This window comes from Pauljensenia sp. UMB0895 (assembly GCF_030218905.1).
In the GTDB taxonomy this organism is placed as follows: domain Bacteria; phylum Actinomycetota; class Actinomycetes; order Actinomycetales; family Actinomycetaceae; genus Pauljensenia; species Pauljensenia turicensis_A.
In genome coordinates, this window is record NZ_JASOQR010000013.1 from 109,117 (window position 1) to 130,394 (window position 21,278).

19 protein-coding genes are annotated in these 21,278 nt (G+C 56.3%); 13 read left to right on the top strand and 6 right to left on the bottom strand.

Translation table 11 applies throughout. The features are described 5' to 3' along the window. Positions 1-108: 108 nt before the first annotated feature. Positions 109-1,095: a tRNA (adenosine(37)-N6)-dimethylallyltransferase MiaA gene (gene miaA / locus QP503_RS06655; RefSeq protein WP_285084330.1), complete on the top strand. Its 987-nt coding sequence runs from the start codon at positions 109-111 to the stop codon at positions 1,093-1,095. 10 nt (positions 1,096-1,105) lie between these two features. Further along, positions 1,106-2,014, top strand: a complete 909-nt coding sequence (dapF, locus tag QP503_RS06660; protein ID WP_103633551.1) for a diaminopimelate epimerase — start codon at positions 1,106-1,108, stop codon at positions 2,012-2,014. Between the two features lie 55 nt (positions 2,015-2,069). Here the strand turns inward: dapF and QP503_RS06665 are convergent, their stop codons facing one another. Further along, positions 2,070-2,687 carry a class I SAM-dependent methyltransferase gene (locus tag QP503_RS06665; RefSeq protein ID WP_103633552.1) on the bottom strand — a complete coding sequence of 206 codons (618 nt, stop codon included), beginning with the start codon at positions 2,685-2,687 and terminating at the stop codon, positions 2,070-2,072. 116 nt (positions 2,688-2,803) lie between these two features. Here QP503_RS06665 and hflX point away from each other — a divergent pair, with 116 nt between their 5' ends. The 3 genes from hflX to QP503_RS06680 all read left to right on the top strand — a co-directional run bounded on the left by hflX (position 2,804) and on the right by QP503_RS06680 (position 7,397). Then, positions 2,804-4,342, top strand: a complete 1,539-nt coding sequence (gene hflX, locus QP503_RS06670; protein ID WP_006681703.1) for a GTPase HflX — start codon at positions 2,804-2,806, stop codon at positions 4,340-4,342. Further along, on the top strand, positions 4,339-6,300 hold the full coding sequence (locus QP503_RS06675; protein ID WP_103633553.1) for an ATP-dependent DNA helicase: 1,962 nt from the start codon (positions 4,339-4,341) through the stop codon (positions 6,298-6,300). Before hflX ends, QP503_RS06675 begins: the two co-directional genes overlap by 4 nt. 107 nt (positions 6,301-6,407) lie before the next feature. Further along, positions 6,408-7,397: an L-lactate dehydrogenase gene (locus QP503_RS06680; RefSeq protein ID WP_006681701.1), complete on the top strand. Its 990-nt coding sequence runs from the start codon at positions 6,408-6,410 to the stop codon at positions 7,395-7,397. Positions 7,398-7,498: 101 nt separating this feature from the next. On the opposite strand, the gene lexA is transcribed toward QP503_RS06680, so the two are convergent. Then, positions 7,499-8,197: a transcriptional repressor LexA gene (gene lexA / locus QP503_RS06685; protein WP_103633554.1), complete on the bottom strand. Its 699-nt coding sequence runs from the start codon at positions 8,195-8,197 to the stop codon at positions 7,499-7,501. Between the two features lie 189 nt (positions 8,198-8,386). Between lexA and QP503_RS06690 the strand changes: the two genes are divergently transcribed. Together QP503_RS06690 and nrdR are read left to right on the top strand one after the other, a co-directional pair. Further along, a complete protein-coding gene (locus QP503_RS06690; protein ID WP_006681699.1) occupies positions 8,387-8,857 on the top strand; it encodes a LysM peptidoglycan-binding domain-containing protein in 471 nt (156 codons plus the stop codon). A gap of 69 nt (positions 8,858-8,926) precedes the next feature. After that, complete coding sequence (gene nrdR / locus QP503_RS06695; RefSeq protein WP_006681698.1) at positions 8,927-9,472, top strand: transcriptional regulator NrdR; 546 nt, start codon at positions 8,927-8,929, stop codon at positions 9,470-9,472. Positions 9,473-9,499: 27 nt separating this feature from the next. On the opposite strand, the gene QP503_RS06700 is transcribed toward nrdR, so the two are convergent. From QP503_RS06700 to QP503_RS06710, 3 genes are all read right to left on the bottom strand, one after another. After that, positions 9,500-11,221, bottom strand: coding sequence for an AMP-binding protein (locus tag QP503_RS06700; RefSeq protein WP_285067837.1), 1,722 nt, complete (start codon positions 11,219-11,221; stop codon positions 9,500-9,502). An 81-nt stretch (positions 11,222-11,302) separates the two neighbouring features. Beyond that, on the bottom strand, positions 11,303-12,508 hold the full coding sequence (gene serA / locus QP503_RS06705; RefSeq protein ID WP_040318683.1) for a phosphoglycerate dehydrogenase: 1,206 nt from the start codon (positions 12,506-12,508) through the stop codon (positions 11,303-11,305). Between the two features lie 65 nt (positions 12,509-12,573). Continuing rightward, on the bottom strand, positions 12,574-14,829 hold the full coding sequence (locus QP503_RS06710) for a HelD family protein (protein ID WP_103633556.1): 2,256 nt from the start codon (positions 14,827-14,829) through the stop codon (positions 12,574-12,576). 258 nt (positions 14,830-15,087) lie between these two features. Here QP503_RS06710 and QP503_RS06715 point away from each other — a divergent pair, with 258 nt between their 5' ends. Then, positions 15,088-16,248 (top strand): PAC2 family protein, encoded by a 1,161-nt coding sequence (locus QP503_RS06715; RefSeq protein WP_285067866.1) that lies wholly within the window; start codon positions 15,088-15,090, stop codon positions 16,246-16,248. Between the two features lie 38 nt (positions 16,249-16,286). Here the strand turns inward: QP503_RS06715 and QP503_RS06720 are convergent, their stop codons facing one another. Beyond that, entirely contained in the window at positions 16,287-17,114 is an 828-nt protein-coding gene (locus QP503_RS06720; RefSeq protein WP_103633558.1) for a spermidine synthase, read from the bottom strand. A gap of 62 nt (positions 17,115-17,176) precedes the next feature. On the opposite strand from QP503_RS06720, the gene dinB reads away from it, so the two are divergent. The 5 genes from dinB (at position 17,177) to ftsL (ending at position 21,271) form a co-directional block, all read left to right on the top strand. Then, positions 17,177-18,427 carry a DNA polymerase IV gene (gene dinB, locus QP503_RS06725; protein WP_103633559.1) on the top strand — a complete coding sequence of 417 codons (1,251 nt, stop codon included), beginning with the start codon at positions 17,177-17,179 and terminating at the stop codon, positions 18,425-18,427. A gap of 35 nt (positions 18,428-18,462) precedes the next feature. Then, on the top strand, positions 18,463-18,861 hold the full coding sequence (locus QP503_RS06730; protein WP_006681691.1) for a DUF3040 domain-containing protein: 399 nt from the start codon (positions 18,463-18,465) through the stop codon (positions 18,859-18,861). Between the two features lie 490 nt (positions 18,862-19,351). After that, complete coding sequence (gene mraZ / locus QP503_RS06735; RefSeq protein WP_006681690.1) at positions 19,352-19,783, top strand: division/cell wall cluster transcriptional repressor MraZ; 432 nt, start codon at positions 19,352-19,354, stop codon at positions 19,781-19,783. Positions 19,784-19,898: 115 nt separating this feature from the next. After that, a complete protein-coding gene (rsmH, locus tag QP503_RS06740; RefSeq protein WP_103633560.1) occupies positions 19,899-20,879 on the top strand; it encodes a 16S rRNA (cytosine(1402)-N(4))-methyltransferase RsmH in 981 nt (326 codons plus the stop codon). Further along, the gene (gene ftsL / locus QP503_RS06745; RefSeq protein WP_006681688.1) at positions 20,876-21,271 is read left to right on the top strand and encodes a cell division protein FtsL; all 396 of its coding nucleotides are present in this window, start codon (positions 20,876-20,878) and stop codon (positions 21,269-21,271) included. Before rsmH ends, ftsL begins: the two co-directional genes overlap by 4 nt. Positions 21,272-21,278: the final 7 nt, after the last annotated feature.

The following is a 21,278-nucleotide window of genomic DNA, read 5'->3' on the forward strand; positions in this document are numbered from 1 at the left end:
AGTGCCATTTAGACTGAACCCATGGCTGACACTCATTCTTTAATCCCAAGCGCTGATGCGCGCTGCACCACGTCTGATGCTCAGGTGGGGGATTGTGAGAGCCAGGCGATGACTCTAGCGAATCCGTCGCAACTGATTGTTGCTGTTGTTGGACCGACAGCGTCGGGCAAGTCTGATTTGGCTCTGGATCTTGCCGAAGAATTGGGCAGATGCTGGGGAGCAAATGGCGGTCAGATCGTGAGTGCTGATGCACTTCAGCTGTATCGGGGCATGGATGTTGGCACGGCGAAGACGCCGCTGGAGGAACGTCGCGGGATTCCTCACTATCAACTCGATGTTCTCGACATCAGTCAGGAAGCGTCGGTTGCCCACTATCAGACGCATGCGCGAGCGGACCTAGAGGCGATCCACGGCGAGGGAAGCGTTGCGATCGTTGCCGGCGGCTCGGGTCTTTATCAACGTGCGTTGCTCGATCATATTGAGTTCCCTGGAACAGATCCGAAAGTACGCTCTGCACTGGAAGAAGAAGCGGAAGGCCCGCTGGGCAGTCGGGGGCTTCATGGCAAACTCGAGGCCCTCGATCCGGTGTCTGCTTCTCGCATTGATCCGCACAATGCTCGTCGTATTATTCGTGCCCTCGAAGTCATTGAACTGACTGGCAAACCCTATTCGTCGCATATGCCGGTCAAAGAGTTCGTGAAGCCGTCTGTGATGATCGCGATCCGCCGTGATCTCGATGAATTGGATCGACGCATTGTTCTTCGCACCCAGATGATGTTTGATGACGGTCTGATTGAAGAGACTCGCGCCCTGATCGATCAGGGCTTGCGCGATGCGAAGACGGCGTCGAAGGCGACGGGGTATGCCCAGGCAATTGCGGTGATCGATGGGCAGATGAGCATCGATGAAGCGAAGGAATCGATCGCTATCGCGACCAGGCAGTTGGCCAGGCGTCAGATCAAGTGGTTGCGCCCTGACCATCGCGTGATCTGGATCGATGCCGAAGACGGAAGCTCGAAGAACGACCTGCTGGACCGGGCACTGAAGATTGTCCAAAAAACGGCGGATGACTACGCCGGCGCGCAGACCCACTAGCGTTAACGATATGACTGCTCTACGTCCCTCAACTCGTATTGCGAAAGCCCACGGCACTGGGAATTCTTTCGTTGTCTACACAGATGCCGATGACACAAACGATATCGATGCTGTAGAGGTGCGTCGTCTCTGCTCGCCTGCGTTCGGTATCGGCGCTGATGGGCTGATGCGTGCCGTCATGAAGGATGGTCGCTGGTTCATGGACTACCGCAATTCCGACGGGTCGATCGCGGAAATGTGCGGCAACGGTATCCGCGTCTTTGTTGATCATCTGCGCCGCGAAGGCCTGATAACCGATGAGGAAATTGAGGTGGGCACCAGAGGGGGAGTTCGCACTGTCCGCGTTATCGATCAGGGGGGCGAGGCCGAGGTCCTGTACCGCGTTGACATGGGTCCGGCTCGATCCAGTGGAACGGCCGACATTGACGTGACGATCCCGGGCATTGAGCAGACCCTGCGCGGAGTATATGTGGATATGCCGAACCCGCATACGGTTGTCGCGCTTGCGAGCGAAGAGGAACTCCACAACATTATCTTCCCGGCCACTGATGCGTCCGAAGCCCCCGAGGTTATGCGCCCCACCTATGCGCCCTCGAATGAGCGCGGTACAAACCTTGAAGCCGTCGTTGACCTGACCGGCCCGGAGGATCAGAGTGGCCACATTCGTCTGCGCGTCCTTGAACGCGGAGTGGGTGAGACCCTTGCGTGTGGCACGGGATGTTGTGCGGCGGCCCTTGCAACGGCTATTCGTCGAGGTGAGGGAGCGCCGGCCTCGTGGATCGTTGACGTGCCGGGAGGTCGCGTGTGGGTTGATCTGGACGATGTCCTGAGCTGGGAGAACGGTCAGCTACATGTCACCGACGCTTCAGTGATTCTGACCGGTCCTGCGACTCGCGTTGCTACATTCGAACTCGTCTGAGCCTGTTTCTCTCGCTCAAAGGTCTGCGTCACCCGTAAAAAGTGGGGGCAGAAGTTCAGGCGCCCGAACGAACCTTGATAATGCGGTAGCCCTTCTTTGACGCGTACTTTTCAGCGTCGTATCCGCGGCCGTTCAGCCATGAAATGAGGGAATCGGCGCCAAGGTTTCGCTGCACAACAAGATAAGCGACACCCGTGGGGCTCAGGCGGTCGAGCCACCGCACCAGCAGAGCATGCAGAGCCTCTTTGCCGATACGGATCGGCGGGTTTGACCATATGACGTCAAAACGAACGTCATCGGTGGCCACGGCTGCAAGGGCCTCGTCTTCGCTCATCGCGCGCACATTGGTGCAACCGTGAGACGTGGCGTTCCGGCGCGTGAGATCAATCGCCCGATTGTTCACATCAACAGCCCAGACGGTAGCTTCAGGCGCTTCCTTTGCCATTGCCAGAGCAATCGGACCCCAACCGCATCCCACATCAAGGAAAGTGCCGGTGGCGGGAAGGCAAGGAGCTTCGGCAAGAAGCTGGCGAGTTCCTAAATCCAGACGGCTGGTCGAAAACACCTTCGATGAGACGGACATGTCGAAGTTATGGCCTCGTACGCTGTAGGTCAGCTTCGATATCTCGTCGGCGCGAGCAGGGCTGGAATGAGAAAAATACTGTTGATTCACGCTCTTTAGCCTAGCGGGTTGACTGCCTGGCAACGAACGCACTAAGAGGGGCGTAGGTCGCACGCCGACCGAATAGGTGCCACACTTAGAGGGCAGACATACGCGGAAGGAACTGAATGGACAATCCCGGATTCTCGGCTGACGACGAATTGGCACAACAGCGCGCGAATGACGTTGTTGCACGCATTCTGGCGCGTCGAGGCACGGCGCTGGAATCCACCGCCGGTCAAGATCACTCCGCAGATGCTGGCGACCTTGAACGAGAGGCGCGTGCCGGTACCCGTCGTATCCAGGGTTATGCCAACGATCGTGAGGAAATCTCCGAAGTCGAATACCGCCAGGTTCGCCTCGAAAAGGTTGTCCTTGTCGGTCTGCGGACGACGCAGACCGAAGAAGAAGTCGAGACTTCGCTACGTGAGCTTGCTGCGCTCGCGCAAACCGCCGGATCTCAGGTCCTCGATGCGGTCGTGCAAAAACGGGTGAAGCCGGATCCTGCCACCTATCTGGGGTCAGGTAAAGCGAAAGAGCTCGCGGGGATCGTGCGCGCCGTTGAAGCCGATACCGTCATTGTTGATGAGGAATTGGCCCCTTCCCAGCGACGCGGACTGGAAGATGTTGTCGACGCAAAGGTCGTTGATCGCACCGCTCTCATCCTCGACATTTTCGCTCAGCACGCGAAGTCGCGTGAAGGTAAGGCGCAGGTCGAGTTGGCTCAGCTCGAATACTTGCTTCCCCGTCTTCGTGGCTGGGGCGATTCGATGTCCCGTCAGGCGGGTGGTCGAGTCGCGGGCGGTGCGGGTATCGGTTCACGAGGTCCGGGCGAAACGAAGATCGAATTGGATCGTCGTCGCATTCGCACGCGCATGGCGAAGCTCCGCGAAGAAATACGAAAGATGGAGCCTGCCCGGCGCACTCAGCGTTTATCGCGTCGTCGCGGAGCTGTCCCTTCCGTCGCTATTGTTGGCTACACGAATGCTGGTAAGTCCACTTTGCTCAACCAACTGACGGGCGCAGGGGTCCTCGTTGAAGACGCTCTGTTCGCCACCCTTGATCCGACGGTGCGTCGGACCCAGACAGCGGATGGTCGCGAATACACGCTGTCAGACACGGTTGGTTTTGTTCGGAATCTTCCCACCCAGCTGGTTGAAGCATTCCGCTCTACCTTGGAAGAAGCGGGCGAAGCCGACCTGCTCGTTCACGTTGTGGATGCCGCGCACCCCGATCCGGTGGGACAAGTTGAGGCTGTCCACCAGGTGTTGGGTGAAATTGAGGGGGCTCTCGGTATCCCCGAAATTATCGTGCTGAACAAAGCCGATCTTGCATCTGCAGAGCAGTTAGCACTGCTTCGCACCTACTTCCCGTCGTCGGTAGCAGTATCCGGATACACGGGCTTTGGAGTCGATGAACTTCGCCATCGCATTGAAGAAGCTCTACCCAGGCCTCGTATTCAGATTGACTGCGTGATCCCATATTCGCGTGGCGACCTGGTCCATCAGATCCACGAGGATGGCGAAGTCGATCACGAAGAATATGTTGCCGAAGGAACGCGCATTCGAGCTCGAGTTGATGAGCACCTTGCAGCGCTCATCCGTGACGTGGCGCTACCGGTCGCTACCGAAGGTGCCCCCTATACTCGCCAGGACAGTGGCGAATGAGTGAGGAAGTAGGACCGGGAAACTCCGAAGCCAGCAAGACCATCGAGGTTCTTGATGCGGTGATCGAATCAATGGGTGGCACGCAACGTGATGGCCAGCGACGAATGGTCACCGATATCAGCGAGGCCCTGAATTCTGACGGTCATATTTTGATCCAGGCGGGCACCGGTACGGGTAAGTCGATTGGCTACCTCGCGCCACTTCTCAGTCACTGCGTTGCAACTGGCGAGCGCGGCCTCGTCACCACCGCGACTTTGGCACTCCAGAGGCAGATTCTGACGAAAGACGCGCCTGCGGTCCAAGACGCAGTTGCGAAAGTGACGGGTATTCGTCCCACTGTCGCTGTGCAAAAGGGCTGGTCAAACTATCTGTGTTTGAACCGTGTCAACGGTGGGTATCCGGACGAGGGCACACTGTTCGACCCGGCACATGCCCCGTCGGCACACTCGTCGACTTCCGCGCTTGGCAAAGAGGTTCTGCGTCTTCGTCAATGGGCGAAGGAAACCGATACTGGTGATCGTGATGATCTGGTCCCCGGTGTTGATGACCGAGCGTGGAGGCATGTCAGCGTCGCCAAACGTGAGTGTTTAGGCAAGACCTGCCCCTACGTTGATGACTGTTTCGCCCAGCAGGCGCGGGAGGCAGCCGGAGAGGCTGACCTGGTGGTCACGAACCATTCTCTATTTGGCATCCATTGCACGTCGCCGAACGATCTGTTTGAAGACATTGGTCCAGTCGTTGTCGACGAAGCCCACGAACTTGCTGAGAGAGTACGAAGCCAGGCGACGATGACGCTATCGCAGGCCATGATTCATCGCGTATCACGCAGGCTTCGAACCAACGCGAAGCTTGAAACTGATGCTCTTGATATGGCTACAGTCGATTTTGTTGCCGCTCTGACCCCGTGCGGGGAAGGGCTGATGGGCTCTCGTCCACAGGCGCTTGTCGGCGCATTAGCGCTGCTCGATAATGTCTCACGCGAACTCGGAACTCAGCTACAGGCGTCATCTGCTGATCAAGCAGACAAGATACTTGCGCGCGGGTCCCTGGACGAATTGCGGGACTTTATCGCCGGATGGAGTGAGGACCCGGCATCGATGGCGACTTTTGTGACGAAAGATGACGCGGGGAATATGTCGCTGAATCTAGCGCCCCTTGACGTTGCGCTTCCCGTTGGGTCCAAAGGGTTCTCAGGTAGGCCGGCAATCTTGACCTCAGCGACTCTGACGTTGGGTGGTTCTTTCGACCAGATGGCACGCGATTGTGGATTCATGGTGTCGAAGCAGCCGTGGACGTCGCGCGATGTGGGCACCCCTTTCGATCCGGCGCGCCAGGGGATTCTCTATATTGCTTCCGGCTTGCCAGATCCTGGGCCGGGTGGGTTGTCTGACGCTGCTACGGATGAATTGGTGGCCCTTGCCCAGGCCTCCGATGGGGGAATGTTGGCGCTGTTCAGTTCGTGGAAGGCAGCGAATCAGGGGTACGAGGCTCTGAAGGATCGGACAGAACTCACCGTGTATCGCCAGGGAGATGAAACCTTGAGCGTGCTGGTTGACCGATTCCGTAGGGAGCGCGATGCGTGTTTGGTTGGCACCTTGTCGTTGTGGCAGGGTGTTGATGTTGTGGGCGACTCGTGTCGACTGGTCGTCATCGACCGCATTCCATTCCCGCACCCCGATAATCCGGTGACGAAGGCTCTGTCCCAGGATGCCGATGCGCGTGGTATTGGAGGGTTTTGGGGTGTTTCTCTTCCTCATGCCGCGCTTCTGATGGCGCAGGGGGCTGGGCGTCTGATTCGATCGGCGTCGGACAGGGGAGTGGTGGCGATCCTTGATCGTCGTGTGGACACGAAGTCCTATGGTGGATACCTGCTGAATTCGTTGCCGAGAATGTGGGTCACACGCGATCAGGAGGTCGTGAAAGGGGCCCTAAGTCGCTTGTCCAAGGTTAATTGTTAACAATATCCTGAAATTGGGTGACGTAGTTACCTTGAAGCAATGCGAAATCGAGATAATGTGATTCAAATTTGAGACTATGAGACCACTCAACGAGGAAGGAAGGCATCGTGCCTGGACGTGTGAATAGCTTGTATCCCCCGAAGTCATCGGGTCGTCCGTCAAAGATCGCTGTCGTGGGGGCTGGGGCCGTTGGCACGGCAGTCGCCTACGCGTGCGCAATGCGCGGTGATGCTCGAACAATCGTTCTTCAGGACATTAACAAGGCCAAGGTTGAAGCCGAAGCTCTCGACATGGCACACGGTATTCAATTCACTCCGTGTGGCAGTGTTGAAGGCTCAGATGATGTTGAAATCGTCCGTGGGTCTGACCTTGTGATTGTGACCGCTGGTGCCAAGCAGAAGCCGGGGCAGTCGCGCCTTGAACTTGCTGGTTCAACTGTTGAACTGATGAAGAAGATTGTTCCGAACCTTCAAAACGTTGCGCCAGACGCAATCTTCATGTTCATCACGAATCCCGTGGATGTTGTTACCTATGTGGCGCTGAAGCTGACCGGTCTACCACGCAATCAGGTATTTGGATCTGGCACTGTGCTTGATACGTCGCGTTTGCGCTACCTGGTGTCGCGTGAAACCGGCGTGGCTACCCAGAATATTCACGCCTACATTGCTGGTGAACATGGTGACTCAGAAGTTGCACTGTGGTCCTCCGCTGAGATTGGTAATGTTCCCCTTGAGCACTGGGGGCCAACCTTGGAGGGTAAACCGTTCGATATTGGATTGCGTAAACGCATTGCTCAGGATGTTGTTGAGTCTGCCTACAAGATCATTGAAGGCAAGGGTGCGACAAACTACGCAATTGGTCTTGCCGCATCGAATATTGCGAGTGCCGTCCTTAGAGACGAAAATCGTGTTCTTACCGTCTCTAGCCTGCTGGAGGACTGGGAAGGCATCTCGGATGTCTGCATGGCTGCGCCGACAATCGTTGGTCGTTCGGGTGCGGGCAGGGTCCTGAATCCGCCGTTGACGCTGAATGAGCGCGATGGTCTGACTGCCTCTGCGACGCGCCTGCGTCAGGTGGCAAGGGACTTGGGCTTCTAAGTTCTGTATCTGTCCAGTGTGGGGAGTGCCCGTTGGGTGCTCCCCACACGTGTGTGCTGTGCGAGCAGGGGTACGAGGCCGGGGCTACGCCCCGGAAGCGACTATGCCAAGGAACGCAGGACGGTGACCACCTTGCCCAAAATGGTGGCTTCATCGCCTGGGATGGGGGCGTAGGATTCGTTGCATGGCAGGAGCCAAATATGGCCGTCTGTCTTTGAGAACACCTTGACCGTAGCTTCGCCGTCGATCATGGCGGCAACGATTTCTCCCTGGGATGCGTTCGATTGGGAACGAACAACGACGAAGTCGCCGTCCAGAATGCCAGCGTCCACCATGGACTCTCCGCTGACCTCCAGCATGAACATTTGCCCGTGGCCGGTAAGTCGAGTGGGTAGCTCGAAAACATCTTCCACGTACTGCTCTGCTGTGATCGGAGCGCCCGCGGCAATACGGCCAACCAGGGGGATTGACGAACTGTCTTCGTCAACGTGTCCGGCTGGCAGGTCAATGGTGACCACGTTCGTGACTGTTTGAGGTGCCGGAGGAGTTGGCGCGTCCACGCCGAGCTCCTGTTTCGCTGTTACGGAGAGTTCAAGGGCGCGCGGTAAGCCGGGGACTCGTTGGAGGTAGCCGGCGCGTTCCAGTGCGTCCAAGTGGTACTTCACGGTTGATGGGGAAGCAAGGTGTGCGCGTTGGGCAATCTCTCTGACAGAGGGAGGAAAACCGTGCGCGCTGACCTCTTCGTGAATGACAAGAAGGATCTCTCGCTGGCGACTAGTCAGCGTTGCTTTGTCTGTCATGAGGTTCTCCGTGAGGTTGCGTGCAATTCGGTTTCTACATGGTTGCTGATGCACTTGTTAGGTCAGATTATCTGATTCTGACGCGAAAATGAAACATTTGTTCGAATAAGTCTCGACTTTTGTTTGAAGACCTGTTATCGTACAAGTGTTCGACGAACATATGTTCGATATGTTGTGAAGGAGATCCTCATGAATGCATGTGCCGGTGCTACTCTTGCCCACGACGCTCATCCACACCTGCACCTTGTTCAGGGGATGGCTGATGGCGCCGATGTGGTCTCGATTGAGTCTGCTCCTTCCGCTCGTCGGCGCAAGGGCGTTCTTCGTCAAGATGATCCTGCAACGCGTCGTCGTCCGGCTTGTCGCCACCAATCGGTCGTGGTTCAATCGACCATGTCGATCGGACATGTCGTTCGTGGCGTGTGTGCGACGCTCGCTCTCAGCGTTGTTGCGGGCCTGGCTGGATTCGCCCTGGCTCCCGATGTCTATTCAGGTCCGACCATTGAACATGCTGTGACCGGTGGGGAATCGGTCTGGTCGCTGGCTCAAGGCGTTGATACCGATCGCAACCTGGAAGATGTTGTGACAGATATTCAGCGTTTGAATGGCATCGAAGGTGGCTTGCAGGTGGGGCAGAAGGTTATCCTTCCGCTGAACTAACACTCAGGTCCCCCCACCTCATGCGCGTTTCTTTTTCGTCTTTCTTATTTGCCGTGTAGCGTTAAAGGCGTGCATTGCCCTTTCTGTCATAACCCAGATTCACGAGTCGTCGATACCCGCATCGCAGATGATGGTGCCTCGATTCGTCGTCGTCGCGCGTGCACATCATGTAAGAGGCGTTTCACCACGCTTGAAACATCCTCGTTCCAAGTCGTGAAGCGCGCCGGTGTCGTCGAGCCTTTCTCGCGCAACAAGGTTGTTTCCGGTGTGAAGAAAGCATGCCAAGGGCGCCCCGTTTCTGACGACGATCTCGCAATCCTGGCGCAACAGGTTGAAGAACAACTCCGCTTAACCGGAGTTTCAAACGTCTCTTCCGATGAAGTTGGAAAAGCGATTCTTCCCTTCCTCCGTGACCTCGACGAAATCGCCTACCTTCGTTTTGCTTCCGTCTATCGAGCCTTTAATACCCTCGAAGACTTCGAAGAAGCCATCCGCATCCTGCGTGAGCGTAATAAAGACAATGCCTCCGCATCCACTTCGGGCTCACACTCTTCATCCAAGACGAAGAAGGCGCTATCGAACCGAGAGATTCTGGATTCTCTACTCGACTCGTGATTAAACGTTTCGGCGTCACCGTGACAGCTAGTCGTTCTTTCGATTCGTAAACTGGCGAATTTTAGTTGTCGCAGAGTCGGCGACCTCCATTACCTGTTCGCGAACACGCTTACGCATGACCTTTCCAAGCTGGGAGCGAGGAAGCTCCGTCATCACCACGAGCTGGCGTGGTAGGGCATAGTGAGCAATAGACTTTTCGGCCCACTGGCGAACATCAGCAAGAGTGATCGAAGCGCCGGCTTCAAGGACAATTGCTGCGACGACATCTTCGCCGGTCGAGCCGGCAGGAATACCGATAACCGCTACGTCGCGAACTCCTGGCATAGAGCGAACAGCGTTCTCAACCTGGCTGGGGTACACGTTAAAACCAGAGGCGTTAATCATTTCCTTACGACGATCGGCCATGTAGATGAAGCCGTCGCGCACCTGGACAAGGTCGCCCGTACGAAGCCAGCCCTCTTCGGTGAAGATCTCAGCTGTTTCCTCCGGCTGCTCCCAGTATCCGGAGAACACCTGGGGGCCTCGTGCAATGAGTTCGCCAATTTCACCGTCTTCGACATCCTTCGTCGGATTATCTTGGTCGACAATGCGGATTTGCGTGGACGGATAGGGAACGCCAAGAGCGCCCGGGCGACGGTTCTTTGCTAGAGGGGAACCTAGGAGGATCGGTGAGGCTTCGGTCATGCCATAGCCTTCAATCATCAACCCGCCAGTCTTTTCTTCCCAGCGTGATGCCAAATCAGCAGACAGTGGCATAGCGCCCGAAAGTGAGAACGTCATCGACGTCAGATCGACATCCATGGTGGCTGCCGTAGCCAGCAAACGTTCGTACATTGGTGGAACACCAAGGAAGAACGTACAGGGAAGACGCTTCTGGCTGGTCAGAATCATGGTTGTGTCGAATTTCGGAAATAGCGCAATTGTGGCACCCAAACGCAAGCCCGACAACAAGCCAATGGTGAAGCCAAACGCATGGAACAGGGGAAGAACGCAGTAGAACACTTCAGCGTTCTCGTGCAGGATCGGCACCCATGCGATCGACTGGGCAATGTTCGCCATCAAATTACGGTGTGTAATGCAGGCAGCCTTCGGAACACCTGTCGTACCGCCCGTATGAATCAGTAGCGCCGGATCGTCAGGACTCGCAGGGCAAGAAGTGGTCCAGCGTGGAGCTTGATCTACAGCCTGGTCCCACGAACGAGCCCATGATGGGGGACGCGTCGACAAAGCGTCACGCTTCGTGCGAGCAGACTTGATCGGAAGCTTCAAAAGCAACTGGCTCGGACCGGGAAGAGCCTTCGTCAGGTTGACAGCAAAAACCGTGGTCGCACGATCAAGGAACGTCAGCTTCGACAGGGTCTTTTCCCATGCAATGACAACGCGTGCGCCGTGGCGGTTAAACTCCTCGTGAATTTCGTGGTCAGGAGCCAAAGGATTGTGCTCAACCACGATTGCGCCAAGGTGCATCGTCGCAAGAATTGCAACAACGTGCTGAGGACAGTTTGGCATCGCTAGGGCAACTCGATCCCCCTGGCGAACTCCTGCATTGGCCAGCACAGTTGCTGCCCTGCGTACGCGCGTCATCAGTTGCGCGTACGTGGTTGGGCGCGAGAAGAAGTCCAGAGCAATCTGATGCGGATAACGTTTCGCTACCTCTTCAACCATCGCAGGAATGGTCTGATCCGGCACCTCAATAGTTTCAGGGACGCCGGGGGCGTATTGGGCTCGAAGCTGGTCAGTAAGAGTCACGTTGTCCTCCGATTCTTTACTACCTACGATACCGTAGGTTAGTTGGGACCAGGCCGAGAAAAGACCACATAAGCGTTTTTCCTACAGGGTCGTCGTAATCAGACGAATAGTGTCCTTCATCGAGCGAATCTTCTCGATCGCATCGATCGGAAGTTCGGAAGAAATGTCGGTCAGCACATAGCCGGTTGATCCTGCAGTTCCCAGAATCTGACCACCAACATTCGCGCCCATCTCGGCAAAGGTGTGGTTGATATTCGCCAGAACACCGGGAGTGTTCTTGTGGATCAGACGAATCCTGTAGCGAGACTCTTGCGAAGCATTCAAGCTGAGGTTCGGCAGGTTGATCGACATGTCGGTTGAGCCGGTGTCCTGGTAGTCACTGATTTTCCCCGCGACGAAACGACCAATATCGTACTGAGCCTCTTCCGTTGAACCACCGATGTGTGGAGTAAGAATAACGTTATCCAGCTTGATCAAAGGTGAATCAAAAGGATCGCCATTCTTCTTCGGTTCTTGGGGAAACACGTCAACGGCAGCGCCGGCCAAGTGACCCGACACCAGCGCATCATGCAGGGCATCAATGTCGACGATAAAACCTCGCGACAAATTGATGAACAGCGCACCGGGCTTCATCATCGCGAACTCACGAGCGCCAAACAGATTGGAATTTGTTTCCTGACCATCAACGTGGATCGACACGATATCCGCTTCGCGCAATACGGATTCCATCGTCGGCATCTGGGTGGCGTTGCCCAGAGACAGGCGCTCGGCCATATCGTAGAAGATAACGTTCAAGCCCATTGCTTCAGCAAGCACGGACAGCTGAGTGCCGATATTGCCGTAGCCAATAATGCCAAGCGTGTGACCGCGAACCTCGTGTGCACCATCAGCGCTCTTGTCCCAAATGCCACGGTGGAGGCGAGAATTCTTCACGGTGACGCGACGCGACAGGTCAATGATTTCGCCGATTGCCAGTTCCACAACGGAACGCGTATTCGAATACGGAGCATTAAAGACCGAGATGCCCAGCTCGGTGGCTGCTTCCAGGTCGATCTGGTTCGTCCCAATGCAGAAAGCGCCAATCGCTTTGATCTGCGGGTTGGCTTCGAGAACGCGTCGCGTCACTTGGGTCTTCGAGCGAAGACCCAAGTACTCCACGCCCTCGAGGGCTTTAATCAGCTCATCTTCGTCCAAGGCACCCGCGTGGCGAGACACATCAATCTCGTTCTTTGCGAAAACCTCGTCAGCAACCTTATGGGGATTCTCAAGCAACAGTGCGCGTGTCATGCCACCATAGTGCCAGAAAAACACCAAGCGATTGCAAAAGTGTTCGTGCTACGGATAGAACCGTCTTACCACTGATCCATTCCCCTGGGAAGATCGCTCGAAGTGATAGCAACCAAATCATGCGTCGCACGAGTCAAGGCGACGAACAGGTCACCAACACCTTCAGCAAAGATCTCGCCGGGCTCAACCACGATAACGGTGTCGAACTCAAGCCCCTTGGAACTCGAGGCACTGAGCAAAGCAATCCGCGAATCAAGTGCGCTCTCACCTGTGGAATCGGCATTCCATGCGTGGCCTCGTGAATCTGAAACCAGAATCGCGACCCTGCCGCTTCCTTCACCCGAAGTGGCATCAAGTCGCTCACACGCCTGCGATGCCGCCTGAATTGCTGCCGCCCACGCCGGCGAATCCTCGCGTGCGACCATATCCGTATCTGCTTCAACAGTCACGACGCGGTAGCAGTCCTCAACGTCGCGGACCGCGCTCATCGGGTGAATAACAGGCTTACCTGCGCGTGCCATCACGGCCTCAGCGATGGCGGTCAATGTCGCCGGAGTACGGTAGGACACCGTCAGAACAAACTCATCGCTGTAGGCTCTGCTTGCCGGCCCCAAGGCTTCAACCCACGTCTTCGGACGCTTCGATCCGCGTCGCTGATCCAAATCACCAACAATCGTGAACGACCGCGACGGACAACGACGCAACAAACTACGCCACGCCATCGGGGAGAGATCCTGAGCTTCGTCAACGACAATATGGCCGTATGCCCACTTGCGATCGTTGGCTGCCTGCTCAGCAAGGGGAGTCCACATTCGCTGAGACAATGTGGACTCGGCAAGCTGCTCAGCATTCACGATGCCTCCGCCAAGCCCCTGGCCTTCGATCGCAGCTCGTGCGCGTTCAATTGCAGCACTTTCTGATTCTGAGGATTCGATGCGCGATGTGGGCATCGGTCCAAGCAATTCTTCGAGCTCGTCTAACAGGGGAATATCGGCATCGGTCCACTCAGCACTATGACGCTCAACGAGTGGCAACAGGCGGGGTAAAACGGGGCGGCCTGCTCGATCGTTAATATGCGCCAACAGTTGGGGACGCGCATAGAGGCGACGAAGAAGAGTCTTGGCGGACGTTGGCATCCACGCAAGATTGATCGCGCGACGCGCATCAATGGAGTCGCGGATTTCGCTGATCCACTCTGTTTTATCCTCGTTGGAATCAAGCACTCCACCGGCCGACGAGGCGTCGGAGGCTAGGCGCTCTGCCAGAACCTCCATCAGCTCCAGAGCAAAACCTTCGCGCGCCTGATTGTGAGTGCGACGCGTATGCCGTGCATGGCGGATCGCTTTCGACACGTCATCCGGCGTCAGTGTCACCGTGCGACTCCACACCTGCAACGTGGTCGGTGCCGATAATTCGCGTGGCAACATTTTGACCGCTTGCTTCAGTAGCTGCGTCCAGCCAATATGACCTTTCGCTTGGGCAACGCCCAGTGGCTCCGTTCCACGTGCGTCTACGCCGGGCAACAGGTCGCCCATGGTCGTCGAAACGACGCCAGTTTCACCCAGTGAGGGAAGTACCTGTTCGATGTATCGCAAGAAAATGCGCGACGGCCCGACCAAAAGAACACCAGAACGCTCTAAGCGCTCACGTTCGGCATACAGCAGGTAGGCAATGCGGTGCAGGGCGACAGCTGTTTTACCGGTTCCCGGACCGCCTTGGACGACGATCGCGCCGTCGCGAGGAGCGCGAATGATTGCATCCTGTTCGGACTGAATTGTCGCGACAATATCACCCATGCGACCATCGCGAGCCTTATCAAGGGCGCTCATCAACGCGCCTTCGCCTTGAAGATCCATACCTTCAGCTCGCGACGAATCCAGCAGTTCATCCTCAAGCGCGACGACGGTGCGCCCGTGAGTTGTAATGTGGCGCCTTCGCACGACACCCTTTGGGTCGACGGCAGTCGCTTGATAGAAGGGCATCGCCACGGGAGCTCGCCAGTCGATCAGGAGGTGCTCGCCGTCGGCGGTCGATAGGGCAACGCGACCAATGTGGTGGTGGTCGCCGTCAGCCATGTCGAGGCGACCGAATACAAGGCGGTCTTCAACGGCCTCGAGGCGTGCTGCCATATCACCAAGGTGAGCCGAGAGTGCCTCGCGTTCTGTCCAGGCCTGAGGATTTCCTGCGCCGTGGATTGCGTGCGTTCGCGCCTGCTGGTCACGGTACTTTTTTCGAAGCTCATCCACCCTTGCATACGCGGCGTCGACATGGCGTTGCTCCGGTATGGACGCCGGCGAAGCAGAAGTCGATGAGTCAGTCATGCGCGTACTTTCGAGGAATGGACAAGATAGCGACCATCTATTGTGCCTGAAAAACTGCGACCAGGTGCAACTGTCCGCGATCTGCGACGCAGGGGAGATAGATTCACGAGGCCGACTATTCGCCCAAGGCGAATATCAGTGGGCCCGTCGGGCGCTCCGGCCTGTTTCCGAGTAGCGTTGATAGTACGAATTGTTCGTCGAGTTGAATTGACGAGCATGGCATTGGACAGAACAGAAATGAAAGGGCATGTGAACGTAATGAAACCGAATGATGCCCTTCTTTTCGAGCGAGGGCCGGCCAGTGAAACTCATTCGCGCATCCTAGTGATGCACTTCTACGGAAGCATGGATGCTGGCGGAGCCGGTCGTATGGCAGTTGCTGAAATGCTTCGCGCCCTGCCGAACGAACGTGTTGCGACTTTTGATTCCGATCAGTTCTTGGACTACCGCTCTCATCGTCCGATCATGACGGTCCGTGATTGGGTCAGCGAAGAAATGGTGACTCATGAAATCGCAATCGACAGAGTTCGCGATGACTTGGGGAACCCGATTTTGCTTCTGCACGGTCCTGAACCGGATGCAAAGTGGGAGGCATTTGCGCGCATTGTTGCTGACTTTGTGAAGGAAGCTGGTGTTGAGATCAGCGTGTCCTTCCATGGCATTCCTTCGAGTGTTCCACATACTCGTGCAACCCCGGTTCACGTGCAGGCCACGGATGCTTCTTTGATTCCGCCTCAGCCGAAGATGGCGGGGTCACTGCAGTTCCCTGCACCGGCAAGTTCCTTCGTTCAGCGTCGTCTTGCTGAACGCGGTGTGAATGGTATTGCTCTTCTTGCTGCGGTTCCGTTCTACATGGCAGAGTCTGGGTACCCGGCGGGCTCCTCTGCGCTGTTATCCAGCCTGTCTGATTTTGCTGATCTGTCGTTGCCGGTTGGTAACTTGGAGTTAGGAGCAGCTCAGGATCAGGGCACGATTGAGCAATTGATCGAAGCAAATCCAGAGATCATGGCGACTATTACGTCCCTTGAAGAGCATTATGACGCGTGGAGTCCTGGCGAATCTTCCTTTTCCTTGAACTCTTTTGGTACTCAGACTCCGCTGGGTCATACTCCTCAACAGGACAAGGACATTGGTGATGTCATTGAGCGCTACTTGGCGAACTTGTCGCAGAGTGAAACAGTATCTGACGATCAGTCGAGCGTCGACGACCAGAGCGTAGAAATGGCGGAAGAAGATCCCCTGACCGCGGCGCTCAAGCGTGTTCACCTGCGTGCAACAGATCCAGAGGCCGTTCGTGCCATGACTCCTCGTCACCGTGCCGATAGCGGGGATGACGCATCGCTGCATGTCGAAGAGCACACCACGGATGAAACCGATCCAAACGAAGAGGCGGATAGCGGAGAAACAGGCGCCATCTGAATTAGGCCTTTGCTCCACGTTTGAGTGTCTTTTCGGCTTCAGCTCGCGCCAGTTTCCTTATATCCGATGTCGGCGTCGCGCAGTGCGGGTGTGCCTGCACGCCACTTCGTCAGATTCGCACCGTGCGTCACCCGAGCGGGTAGAGGAAGGCGCCTCAGTGCGCGGTCAAGGTCTTCAACCGGATAGTCAGCTCCGACATACCCGATGACGATAATGTTGCCACGCCTACCGCTTCGCCCCACCTTCGGATCCTGGATGCTCATCACCTGGCCGAAAACCTCGGAAATAGCGGCAATCTCAGCGCGAGCATCACTGTCGCCACCGTGAGCGCTGTTGAGGATATAGAGTCCGCCGTCCTTCAACTTTTCCCGCGCAATCTTCGCGCACTCGAGAGTCGCAAGATGCGCTGGAACCTGGCCGTTAGCGAAGGTGTCGCGCACGATGACGTTGAATGTGGAATCGCGGAACGAGCTCATCACTTCCCGCCCGTCTCCAATACGTATCGATAGTGCCGGAGATTTCGGCAGATCAAACACACGTCGCGCCAAATCGGGAAGATCCGGATCGATCTCGACAGCGGTCTGCTTCGACTTCGGACGAAGGTAAGACCAGGCGAGTGGCAGAGTACATCCCGCGCCACCAAGGTGGAGCGCGCGGACTGGGGCGGCCTCGTCAATCACGCAATCGAGAGCGCACGTCGCATGCTGCATGTACTCAAACTCGAGGCTGGTCGGATCGTCCACATTCGTGCACGATGACTCGATACCGTTCAAATACAGCGTCGCAAGCGCACCATCCCAACGGATCTCAACCCTCCCAGAGGGGATCTCAAAGAATTCGCTTCCGCGCGCAGTTTTTCGGCTCACGCGTCACACTGTAGTCAGTGAACGAAAGCAGAGTCGACCGCGCTCGCACTGAAGGAGGAGCAATGTCGAACGCTCCCCGCGACGGGCGTGCCCGAAAGTTCTGGGGTGACGACGATTCCCAGACTCCCATCCTGCACGTCGACATGGACTCGTTTTTCGCCCAAGTAGAGATCGCGGAAAATCCAGATTTACGAGGCCGGCCAATCATCGTCGGGCATCTCGGCGGACGAGGGGTCGTCACCAGCGCCACGTACGAGGTCCGCGCTCGCGGTGTGCGAGCCGGAATGCCGAGTGCTCGCGCACATGCGCTGTGCCCGGAAGCGACTTTTGTGTTCTCTGGTAGGGGCGTGTATTCCGAATACTCACACAAAGTGATGGCGATCCTGTCGGAAATCACTCCCGTCTTACAGCAAGTGAGTATTGATGAGGCATTCCTTGATGTGTCAGGGTCGCGTCGGCGCCTCGGGTCACCAACCGAGATTGGAAATCTGATTCGATCCCGCATCCATGCCGAAGTCGGTTTACCCGCATCGGTTGGAATCGCAGCCACAAAGTCGGTGGCAAAAATTGCCTCGTCAAACGCAAAACCTGACGGGCTACTGCTGATTCCTCGCGATCAAACGGTCCCATTCCTGCACGGGCTCCCCGTTGGAGCACTCTGGGGAGTGGGCGGAAAAACGGGGGAGAGGCTTGCTCTCGCTGGCGTTGACACAATCGGTGATCTCGCGAACCTGGACATGACGTTCCTGACGCGACTTGTGGGCCTTGCAAGCGCGCGCCACCTGCACAATCTTGCCTGGGGCATCGACCCGCGTCCCGTTCGCGGTGGTCGCGAAGTAAAGTCCATGAGTACCGAACGAACGTTTGAGTCTGATATTCACGATAGGAGTGAGCTGGAGGCCTTCCTGCTACAGGCGTCTCACGAATGTGCGGCGCGTTTGCGCAGAGCCGACATGGTCGCATGGGGGATCGGGCTGAAACTGAGGGACGCCTCGTTCCACACGATCGCTCGATCTGTGAAGCTACACGCTCCGACAGATGTGGGACGACAAATCTACGCGGCTGCAAGCGAGCTCTTCGCAAAAGAGGTGATGCCGGCATCTGGGATTCGTTTGGCGGGCGTGAAGGTTGAAGTCCTTCAACCGCGATCGGCTGGCGTTGCGATAGCTCTTGACGATGATGGAAAACCGTTGGCTTCGGAGCGAGCAATGGACCAGATTCAGGGGAAATTTGGCAGGGATGCTCTACGGCCAGCAACTTTGTTACCGCAGGTCAGCGGGCACGAATCGCAATCTGCGCCCCCAACCCGTTAGACTCGTCACTAACGGATAGCGGAAAAGGATGCGTCGTGGCTCTATCTGACTATGAAAAACAAGTACTAGAAGAGATGGAACAGGAGTTCCGTCGTGACGAGCCACGTCTTGCCCGTCAAATGGAGCAGGAAGAAGAAGCTCCAGCTTTGCGGCTTTCAATCCGACGCATCGCTCTTGGAATTTTCGTTTTTATCGCAGGTCTGAGTGTCCTGGTTGGCGCAGTTTCCCTTGGATACTCAGGTATTTCCATCGTGATGGGCGTGATCGGTTTTGCCATCATGGTTGGTGGCGTCTGGTATGCGATCTCTTCGCCCGAAAAGAAAGCCGCTCCGCTTACACCTGAAGAACAGCGACGAAACCTCGGTTCGTGGTCGCGTTTTATCGAGGACCAAGAACAGCGGTGGGAAGAACGAAAGCGTCGTCGCGATTTTTAAAGAGATCGTCTTCCACCTCGCCTCGAAAAACGTAAAGAAAAGCCCATGTCCTACGGTCATGGGCTTTTCTGTTGTGTCATCTCTTCGTGTCTTCTAGATGTCGGTGCCTGGCTGAGTCTTTTCTGTTCCCGGGTGCACTTGGTGCGACGAATGTGGGTCTAAAAGCTCGGTTTTGTCGCGTTGGGTGCGGTGGGTGATGTGGTGGTGCGATTGGGGATGAGGATCCTGCCTTTTCTAGCCGAGGAGCTTGTGATGTGGCAGGTCTCGTCCTCTCACTCTCAGATGCAGGAGTAGCGGGCGGAGAGGGGCTCGTGCAGGAATAATCGGCTAGAACTAAAAATGTGCCCCACTTTTCACCACTAGATATTTTCTCGCAGAAAATCAGACTTTTTAAGAAGAGAAAGTGTTCGAAGCTGCCTCTAAATGGTACTAAAAGTAATAGGTGTGGGGTAAAGTGGTGGAAGTGGGAACCAAGGAAAGGTGGTGAGACATGTTCACTGGTACGTTCGAGCCGAAACTCGACGACAAGGGACGTGTTTTTCTGCCTGCAAAAATCCGTGAAGACATGGGTGAGCAACTTGTTCTCACAAAGGGACAGGACCGTTGCATTTACGTCTACCCGGTTGAAACCTTCAATGAGCGCGCGCAGTCGATCATTTCTGCGCCGACCTCGTCGAAGCAGGTTCGAAACTGGCGACGCGTTTTTATGGCGAGTGCGTTCCAAGAAGCTCCAGATCGACAGGGTCGTATATCCCTCCCTGCAGAACTGCGTAGCTACGCCGGACTCGGCCGTCAGCTCACCGTCATCGGTGTAGGTGATCACGCTGAAATCTGGAATTCCGAAGCGTGGGAGGAAGTCCTCACCGTCGAAGACGACGCGTTCTCGGATACGAACGAAGAGATCTTCCCAGGAATGTTCTAGTTCGTCCCTTTTGGTCTCCACCCGAGGCCCCGACTTCACTTCCCCGATGTCGGAGATCGGTGGGGGACCAAGAGGGATGAAAAGCACTCACATCATCTGCAGGAAAGGGGGCGACATGGAGCTCACCAAGCAAACGTCCGAGCGTCATATTCCCGTCCTCCTGGACGAATGCATGGGCATGATGTCTCCTGCCCTCACTGACGATGGTGCTGTTCTCGTTGATTGCACCCTGGGAATGGGAGGTCACTCCGAAGCTGCCCTCAAGCGATTCCCGAACATTCACCTGATCGGTATCGATCGTGATCCTCAAGCAATTTCGCTTGCTTCCGAGCGTCTTGCGCCGTTCGCAGATCGTTTCACCGCGGTTCACACGACCTACGACCACGTCGACGAGGTCGTTGCGACATATGCTCCGGCAGGAAAAGCTGATGCGATCCTGATGGACCTAGGGGTTTCCAGCTTTCAGCTCGACGAAGCGGAACGTGGTTTCTCCTACTCTGCTGACGCTCCGCTCGATATGCGAATGGATCCGACTAGGGGGCAGAGCGCTGCCGAACTTCTGGTCAGTGCAACTGCTCAAGAGATCGCACAGATCTTGCGCGTATACGGTGAAGAACGCTTTGCCTCTCGAATTGCGCGTCGCATCGTGGAAACGCGTGAAACGCAACCTCTGACCCGCACGGGGCAGCTTGCTGACATCGTTCGCGCATCCATTCCTGCTGCTGCGCGTCGTAGAGGCGGAAACCCTTCGAAGCGCACTTTCCAGGCCCTTCGCATCGCAGTGAACGACGAACTCAATATTCTCGAACGTGCTTTGCCTGCGTGCTTTGCCAGCCTGCGCATCGGTGGCCGTTTGGTTGTTGAGTCCTACCAGTCGCTTGAAGACCGCATCGTCAAGGACCTGTTCCGACGTGCGTCTACGGTGGATGTTCCCCAAGGTCTTCCAGTTATTCCAGATTCGATGGCACCGAGCGTCGAACTCCTCACTCGCAAAGTGCACCAAGCTGATGAAGCCGAACGCGCACATAACCCTCGATCCGCATCTGTGCGTCTGCGTGGCGCCCAGCTTGTTCGTGAATGGAAGGAACTCTCATGAGCAGTGCTGCAGCTTCCCGGCGCCCGGTTTCCCGTCCGGAACGTCACGAGTTTGAACTAAGAAGGGAGTTCCGAGTTGTCGAGGGGAGCAAGCCCACCCGCTCGCTTCTGATGTTGGGAATCGTCTCTATCGTCGTGATCATTGCGACGGTTCTTGCTTCGATGGTTCTTCACACTCGCATGGCTCAAACGGCGTTCGAAATCCGTACTCAGCAGATTGAGCTGAATGAGCTTGAAGCTCAGGCGTGGTCGATGCAAGCCCAAATTGAAAAGGCAGCATCGGCTTCCGAACTTGAGAAAGCTGCCACCGCTCAGGGAATGGTGAAAGGTGGTCGGACTGGCTTCATTAATCTTGGAGCTGGCACCATTGAAGGCGGAACGGCCGGACACTGACAGGAGA

What these genes read in the sequence shown, in the direction of transcription:
- miaA (WP_285084330.1), top strand. Translation starts at nt 109, where the DNA reads ATGACTCTAGCGAATCCGTCGCAACTGATTGTTGCTGTTGTTGGACCG.
- dapF (WP_103633551.1), top strand. Translation starts at nt 1,106, where the DNA reads ATGACTGCTCTACGTCCCTCAACTCGTATTGCGAAAGCCCACGGCACT.
- hflX (WP_006681703.1), top strand. Translation starts at nt 2,804, where the DNA reads ATGGACAATCCCGGATTCTCGGCTGACGACGAATTGGCACAACAGCGC.
- QP503_RS06675 (WP_103633553.1), top strand. Translation starts at nt 4,339, where the DNA reads ATGAGTGAGGAAGTAGGACCGGGAAACTCCGAAGCCAGCAAGACCATC.
- lexA (WP_103633554.1), bottom strand. Translation starts at nt 8,197, where the DNA reads ATGACAGACAAAGCAACGCTGACTAGTCGCCAGCGAGAGATCCTTCTT.
- QP503_RS06690 (WP_006681699.1), top strand. Translation starts at nt 8,387, where the DNA reads ATGAATGCATGTGCCGGTGCTACTCTTGCCCACGACGCTCATCCACAC.
- serA (WP_040318683.1), bottom strand. Translation starts at nt 12,508, where the DNA reads ATGACACGCGCACTGTTGCTTGAGAATCCCCATAAGGTTGCTGACGAG.
- QP503_RS06710 (WP_103633556.1), bottom strand. Translation starts at nt 14,829, where the DNA reads ATGACTGACTCATCGACTTCTGCTTCGCCGGCGTCCATACCGGAGCAA.
- QP503_RS06715 (WP_285067866.1), top strand. Translation starts at nt 15,088, where the DNA reads ATGAAACCGAATGATGCCCTTCTTTTCGAGCGAGGGCCGGCCAGTGAA.
- dinB (WP_103633559.1), top strand. Translation starts at nt 17,177, where the DNA reads ATGTCGAACGCTCCCCGCGACGGGCGTGCCCGAAAGTTCTGGGGTGAC.
- mraZ (WP_006681690.1), top strand. Translation starts at nt 19,352, where the DNA reads ATGTTCACTGGTACGTTCGAGCCGAAACTCGACGACAAGGGACGTGTT.
- rsmH (WP_103633560.1), top strand. Translation starts at nt 19,899, where the DNA reads ATGGAGCTCACCAAGCAAACGTCCGAGCGTCATATTCCCGTCCTCCTG.
- ftsL (WP_006681688.1), top strand. Translation starts at nt 20,876, where the DNA reads ATGAGCAGTGCTGCAGCTTCCCGGCGCCCGGTTTCCCGTCCGGAACGT.